Origin of the sequence: Microcoleus sp. Pol11C2 (assembly GCF_036701505.1) — a bacterium.
In the GTDB taxonomy this organism is placed as follows: domain Bacteria; phylum Cyanobacteriota; class Cyanobacteriia; order Cyanobacteriales; family Microcoleaceae; genus Microcoleus.
The window spans coordinates 33527-40293 of sequence record NZ_JAUBQX010000053.1 but is presented as its reverse complement, the minus strand read 5'-3'; the positions used below and the strand labels follow the sequence as shown (position 1 = coordinate 40293).

Genomic DNA, 6767 nt, shown 5'->3' with positions numbered 1-6767 from the left:
TGATAAATTTTGAAATACGGGCATTACTTTTTTGGCATTTTCCTAAAAAATGAGCAGCGGTAAGTACGGAAGAGCCCATAATCTCTTGAAGGCTTCTGGCTTTAAGCTTTGCACTTGTTCGTAAGTCATCAGTTTTTCCTCTCAATCACCTCACTATTGCCCTTATTGGAGACTTTTGCAAGAGGTCTAAGGAAAAATAGCTTCCCAAGTATAATCCTCTATCGAGCCTATAACTGGAGATGCAATGGTAGCAATAATGGCTTGCCTCAATCTTTCAATCTCGTTTTCCGTCAGCACTCAAGAGTTCCTCTACAACTCGTAAAAATTCACCCATTGTTATGTCCAGAGCATTTGTAATGTGACTAAGAACTCTAACAGATGGACTTTTGAGTCCTCGCTCAAGCTGGCTGATATAGGTTCTGTGCAGACCTGTGACTTCTGCCAGATATTCTTGGGACCAACGTTTCTCTATGCGACGACGTTGTATTTCTAATCCTAAAGTTTGGTCTAGTTTGCTAGGCTGCATAGAGAGAAATAGTAAGATTTTGAATACAAAAGTGCTACAGACTAAAGTATTCAAGGTGGCTATATGAACACTGAACTCACTCCCCTCTGGTGGCAATGGCATCTTGGCTGTGTCCAAAAGCCCAGGTTTAACCAGCTTTTTCCCCATGCCGCGAAACTTCCCGCTAAATTAAAGAAGTAAAAAAATCATTCACATCCTACCCAGGAGATGCCATGCCTCGCGTCAGAGCACCAGAATTCCCCGGAAACTACCCCTGGTTAAACACCGACAAACCTTTATCCATTGAATCTCTAAAAGGCCGGGTCGTCCTCCTCGACTTCTGGACGTACTGCTGCATCAACTGCTTGCACGTCCTCCCAGACTTAAAATACCTCGAACAAAAATATAAAGATTCTCTCACGGTTATCGGCGTTCACTCGGCAAAATTTGAAAACGAAAAAGAAGTAGAAAACATCCGCCAAGCTATCCTCCGCTACGATATCGAACATCCGGTAATTGTAGACAGTGGCATGAAAGTTTGGCAAAGCTATGCGGTTCGCGCTTGGCCGACTTTAATGGTGATCGATCCTGAAAGTTATGTCGTCGGCTTTGTTTCCGGCGAAGGCAATAGAGAAGCACTTGACGAGTTAGTTGGCAAGTTAATTGCTGAATACAAAGATAAAAATGCACTTAACTTTAAACAACTCAGTTTTCGCTTAGAAAAACAGCGCAAACCTGTATCAACACCGCTGGCTTTTCCCGGTAAAGTGCTGGCATTTGCGATCGCTGCAACGGAGGCAAAACAGCTTCACCAACAGGTCGCGCTTTTGGGCGAAATGAGTCAGGAAAATGAATCTGTAGATGAAACTGTATTGCCCGGACCTGCTAATTCAGTCATACAAAACTTAGTCGGTTCTTGCTTATTTATTGCCGATTCAGGACACAATAGGATTGTTGTCAGCACCCTCGAAGGTGAGGTGCTGCACGTCATCGGTAGTGGCAAACCGGGTTTAACTGATGGGGATTTTGAAGAGGCTGAGTTTTTTGCACCTCAAGGTATGGCTTTTGATGCAGAAAGTCAAATTCTATATGTTGCTGATACGGAAAATCATGCTCTCAGAAAGATTGATTTTACGACTCAACGGGTGGAAACTGTTGCTGGTACCGGCGAACAAAGTCACGAAATTTCACCCCACAGCGGCAAGGGTTTAGAAACGCAATTGAATTCGCCTTGGGATTTAGAAAGAGTTGGAAATAGACTTTTTATTGCAATGGCGGGTTCCCACCAAATTTGGGAAATGCAGTTAGACACTGGTATGATCGGCACTTATGCGGGTATTGGCCGAGAATCCTGTGTGGACGGGAATCTTGCAGAATCTGCTTTTTCTCAGCCCAGCGGGCTCGCTACGGATCGATCGGAGTTGTTTGTTGCCGACAGCGAAATTAGTTCGATTCGCGCTGTGGGTATAGATGAAGACCCGAAGGTTCGCACTGTTTGCGGTAGCGGTGAATTGTTTGGTTTTGGAGATAAAGATGGTCGCGGTGATGAGGTAAGGTTGCAGCATTGTTTGGGTGTTGAATACGCTCAAAATTATCTCTGGGTGGCTGATACTTACAATCACAAAATTAAGCGGATCGACCACCGGGGCGGTACCTGCAGAACCATGATTGGAGATGGTACAGCAGGTTTGGTTGACGCTAAAGGCCTCAAGGCTCGATTTTTTGAACCTTCAGGGTTGAGTGCGATCGGGCCTCATTTGTTTGTTGCTGATACCAACAATCATGTAATTCGGCGAGTTGAGTTGGATACGCTGGAAGTCACAACCTTAGATTTCCCCAGTTTGTGCGCTCCCGATGTTTGTCTTCCTGATTAAGCCGATCGACCTTTTTGACATCAGGCACGGTTTTCAATTCTCCTGATTGCCAGATTGATCGTGGTAACGTAGGGTGCTCTTCGGCGCACCTTACCGCAACTTTCCAGCAAAGTAAGCTACCCTAATTATTCGTGGCGAGTGTAGTGTCTCACCAGCAATTCAGTTCTGGATGCAGAACCTTTATATTTAGGGTACAGGGGAGAAGAACACCTGACCGATATAAGTAGAACGCCAAACCACTTTTTGCGTCCAGGACTGAATTACTAAATGTTGTTAATTCCATCGCTACTAAAACCGCGATCGCCAGTATTAAATACTCGCAAAAACCCTCGCCCCAATCTAAAATTCCGAATAGCTCAGCAGCCGCACTATTTTTTCATTATCGTTCAATTCGCCGACAATTCGTCGCACGGGTTTCGGCCAAATTTTAATCAAAGTAGGAGTTGCTGAAATCTGATCTGCCTCAGCTTGGTCTGGATGTTTCAAAACATCAATTACTTTTAAAGTGTAGGGACGATCGAGGCATTTCTCTAAGAACTGGTGTAAAGTTTCGAGGGTACGTTCGGTGCTGGGGTTGCTGCCGGAAACAAACAGACGCAAAACGTAACCTTGAGTTTGTGGCGGTGGGGTGAGTGCTGTTGGTTTGGGAAGCCGAGTCTGCTGGGATTGCGGAAAGCCCAAGCGAGTTACTATCGAACTGCTCCAGTCCGATCGAGCTTCGGGGCTGGCATACTGTACAACTAAGTCGTGATTTTCCCAAAGTTCGGGGAATTCTTCGTGATAAGTAGCAATTGCCATCGGTTCGCACATTTCTTCGCTGCGGGGGTGCCACACTAAGTCGCCAGTGCCAAAAATGGCATTCAGCAGCGTTTGATGTCGCAGCACGGGGGGGTAGGCCTCAGCAGCAACTCGCACCTGCCGATCGCCTGGATCGAGCCAGCAGTCAACGGTTGCCGTGTAGCAAGGTATCAAAAAATGCGGCGGTTCCGACAAACCGAGGATCTCCTGTAGAGCTACGCACAACTGCAAGTGCCACCGAGTTTGCTTGCGGGGGTCTATGCAATAGATTAAGTCTCCCCCTGGTGTAAACAGCGCAATTCCTTTGAAAAATTCCGGCAAAATGGGGCGATCGACTTTCAATTCACTACACCAATAAAAGTTAAAAGTTAACACTTAACTGTTAACTTTTAACTGTTAACACTCGACCTTTAGACTCGACCTCGGAGCATCTGAGCCATTTCGTTCGGGTACGGCGAGTTCTCTACACAAAGTTCTTCAGTAATCCGACCTTCTTGATAAAGGCCGTAGAGCGACTTATTCATCGTCGTCATGCCTTCATAAGTATCTTTGATCATGATTTGATTGATTTCCTCATTCTGGCCCTTCAGAATGTATTCCTTAACCACGTCGGTATTGATCAAAACGTCGTGGAAAGCAGCCCGCTTCCCGTCTGTGGTTTTGCACAGCAGTTGAGCAATAATCGCCACTAGGGATTCGGAAATGGAAACCCGTATCGCCTCCTGTTCTTCGGGCCCGAACATATCCAGAATCCGGTTCAGGGTTTTAATCGCACTGTTGGTGTGCAGGGTTCCTGCAACTAAGTGACCTGTCTGAGAGGCTTTGAGGGCGATTTCCACCGTCTCTCTGTCCCGAATTTCTCCTACTAGCATCATGTCCGGGTCTTGTCGCAGAGCGCCTTTGAGAGCGTTCATAAACTTGAGCGTGTGCCTGCCGACTTCCCGGTGCTTGATCAAGGATTTTTTGCTTTCGTGTACGAATTCTACCGGGTCTTCGATCGTGATGATATTGTAGGCTTTATTCTTATTGATGTAATCGATCATCGCAGCCAAGGTGGTAGACTTACCCGAACCTGTCGGGCCCGTCACCAAAATCAGCCCTTTGTGGTAGCCGCATATTTTCTTAAAGACCTCCGGCAGCTTCAATTCCTCCAGTGTCATTATTTTGGAAGGAATTAGCCGCAGCACCATTGCCGGCCCGGCTAAGGAGTCCATGCAACTGATCCGAATCCGCACGAACCCGAAGTCGAAAGCGCCGTCAAAGTCTAGGGTTTTTTGGAAAATTTCAATTTCTTCATCGCTCATGCACTCGCGCAACCAGCCAAAAAACGTATCTAAATCTGTTGGTGGATAGCCGATGTCGGCAATTTCGCCCCGCGTGCGGAAGCGAGGCACTTCGTTTACGCCGAGGTGAAGGTCGGATACTCCTTCATCTTTGGCTCGGAGGACTAGCTCTTTCAAAGTCGGAGATCCGCCGCTGCTAAAGCTCGCGCCTTTAGGTGTGGCGAAGGATTGCGGCGGCGGTGCTGGTGCTGGTGCTGGTGCGGGCGGCGGTGCTGGCGGCATTCCTGCTGCTCTGGGGGGCATCCCTGGAGCTGGAGGGCGGGGTATTCCTGGCAGTGGGGGAGCTCCGGGTACGGGCGGGCGAGGAGCTGGCGGATGCTGCTGTGTCATATGCGCTACCTTAAGTTGGTGAGAAGGCTGACTCGAACAGATGATTTGTGGGAGTTGGACAATGCCGATCGCGATTGTGCGTCTCTTGCACAAAAGCTTAACTGCTCTCCTCAGTCTATCGCAAGATCAGTTTCTACTGGTGCAATACAAAGGAAATATTCTGCCAATAGGAGGATGCGCTCACTCTCTATCTACGACCAAATATAGATTTTCCACATTTTTGGATAAATTTTTTAATGGAAAGAGTTTTCCGCACTCAAACAGTATAAATTGATACTTCGTACAACAATTAAGGACTTAAACCGATGAATTCTGTCGATCAGGCTTTTACTCCAGCTTTGGAGTTGGCGGAGTCGATCCGCACCCTGGAAGTGTCGCCTTTAGAAATTGTCAATCTCTACTTGGAACGGATCGATCGATTAAACCCTGAGCTGGGCAGTTATTTTACTGTAACGGCCGAGCGGGCGATCGCTCTAGCTAAATCTCAAACCGAAAAACTAGCGGGGTTAAACAAGCAACAGGAATTGCCACCTTTTTTCGGAGTGCCGATCGCCATTAAAGACTTGACACCAGTTACGGGCGTTCCGTGTACATACGGCACCCAGGCTTTGCTTGGTAACATCTCTGCCTACGACGAGTCAGTAGTATGGCGGATCAAAGCAGCGGGATTTAACATTCTGGGCAAAACAGCCACCTCTCAAATTGGCTCATTACCTTACACCGAACCAGAAGGTTTCCCGCCCGCGCGCAATCCCTGGAATTTAGACTATACGCCCGGAGGTTCCAGCGGAGGCTCAGCGGCGGCTGTAGCAGCGGGTTTGTGTGCGATCGCCCAAGGTTCAGACGGCGGCGGTTCGATTCGAGGCCCAGCTTCCTGCTGCGGTTTAGTGGGCATTAAACCATCGCGAGGGCGAGTTTCCTGGGCACCTGTCGGAGATTACCTCAGCGGCATTTCTGCAAACGGCCCACTGGCGCGCACAGTAGCTGACGCCGCCGCACTTTTGGATGTGATGTCAGGCTACACAACAGGCGATCCGTACTGGCTACCAGATTCAAATCCGACGTTTTTAGAGGCTTCCCGTCAACAGCAGGGTAAGCTGCGAATTGCGTTTTCTACGACTATTTCCCCTGTGGGCGAGGCTGCGCCTATTTGTCAGCAAGCGGTACTCGAAACCGTCAAGTTACTGACAGATTTGGGTCATGATGTCGAACCTGGATGCCCGGATTTTACGGGTTTAATCGAACCGTTTATCGCAATTTGGCAGTCTGGGGCGGCGGCAAGCGGCATTCCAGGTTCTGCTTTGGAACCGATGAATCGCTGGCTGTTAGAAAGAACTATTTCGGCTGGGGAATATTTGCGGGCGGTGAATCAAATGCAGGTGATTTCAAGGCGGATTGTGGGATTCTTTGAAAAATTTGATGTGTTAGTTTTGCCGACTTATATGCACTCGCCAATCCGGGTTGGAGAGTGGGCGGATTTGAGTTTTGAAGAAACTTTGCAGCGGATCATTAATTGGGTTGCTCCTTGTCCGCCATTTAATGCTAGCGGTTTGCCTGCGATCGCACTTCCTGCCATTTTAGATAACAACGGTGTGCCCGTGGGAATTCAAATTATCGGGCGGCCGGCGGCGGAAGCAACTTTAATTGCTTTAGCAGCGCAGATGGAAGCAGCGAAACCTTTCCCGGTTTTAGATTTTAAATAGACAAGGGTAAGGGATAAAAGCACGTTTCCCTTTTTTATGGGTATTATTCCCAATCAGGACTTGGGTGCGGGGAGCTAGAAACCAGGTTTTTTTCGGAAATTTCTCGTCATCAAACCCATATTTTACCAAGAAACCGGGTTTCTCCCGCCCAGTGCAACTTATTACCAATTACGCTGTAAAATTTTGAGAATACCTCTTTAGATTGATAGATATT

Annotated in this window: 5 protein-coding genes; 2 read left to right on the top strand and 3 right to left on the bottom strand. The window is 47.8% G+C overall.

Features of this window, described 5'->3' with window-relative positions:
* Nucleotides 1-274 precede the first annotated feature (274 nt).
* Complete coding sequence (locus QUA42_RS22970; protein WP_333040048.1) at nucleotides 275-526, bottom strand: helix-turn-helix transcriptional regulator; 252 nt, start codon at nucleotides 524-526, stop codon at nucleotides 275-277.
* Between the two features lie 212 nt (nucleotides 527-738).
* Between QUA42_RS22970 and QUA42_RS22965 the strand changes: the two genes are divergently transcribed.
* Entirely contained in the window at nucleotides 739-2379 is a 1641-nt protein-coding gene (locus QUA42_RS22965; protein ID WP_333140364.1) for a thioredoxin-like domain-containing protein, read from the top strand.
* A gap of 339 nt (nucleotides 2380-2718) precedes the next feature.
* On the opposite strand, the gene QUA42_RS22960 is transcribed toward QUA42_RS22965, so the two are convergent.
* Nucleotides 2719-3519: a circadian clock KaiB family protein gene (locus tag QUA42_RS22960; protein WP_333140369.1), complete on the bottom strand. Its 801-nt coding sequence runs from the start codon at nucleotides 3517-3519 to the stop codon at nucleotides 2719-2721.
* Between the two features lie 68 nt (nucleotides 3520-3587).
* Nucleotides 3588-4850, bottom strand: a complete 1263-nt coding sequence (locus QUA42_RS22955; protein WP_333078517.1) for a type IV pilus twitching motility protein PilT — start codon at nucleotides 4848-4850, stop codon at nucleotides 3588-3590.
* A 305-nt stretch (nucleotides 4851-5155) separates the two neighbouring features.
* On the opposite strand from QUA42_RS22955, the gene QUA42_RS22950 reads away from it, so the two are divergent.
* A complete protein-coding gene (locus QUA42_RS22950) occupies nucleotides 5156-6553 on the top strand; it encodes an amidase (protein WP_333140362.1) in 1398 nt (465 codons plus the stop codon).
* Nucleotides 6554-6767 lie beyond the last annotated feature (214 nt).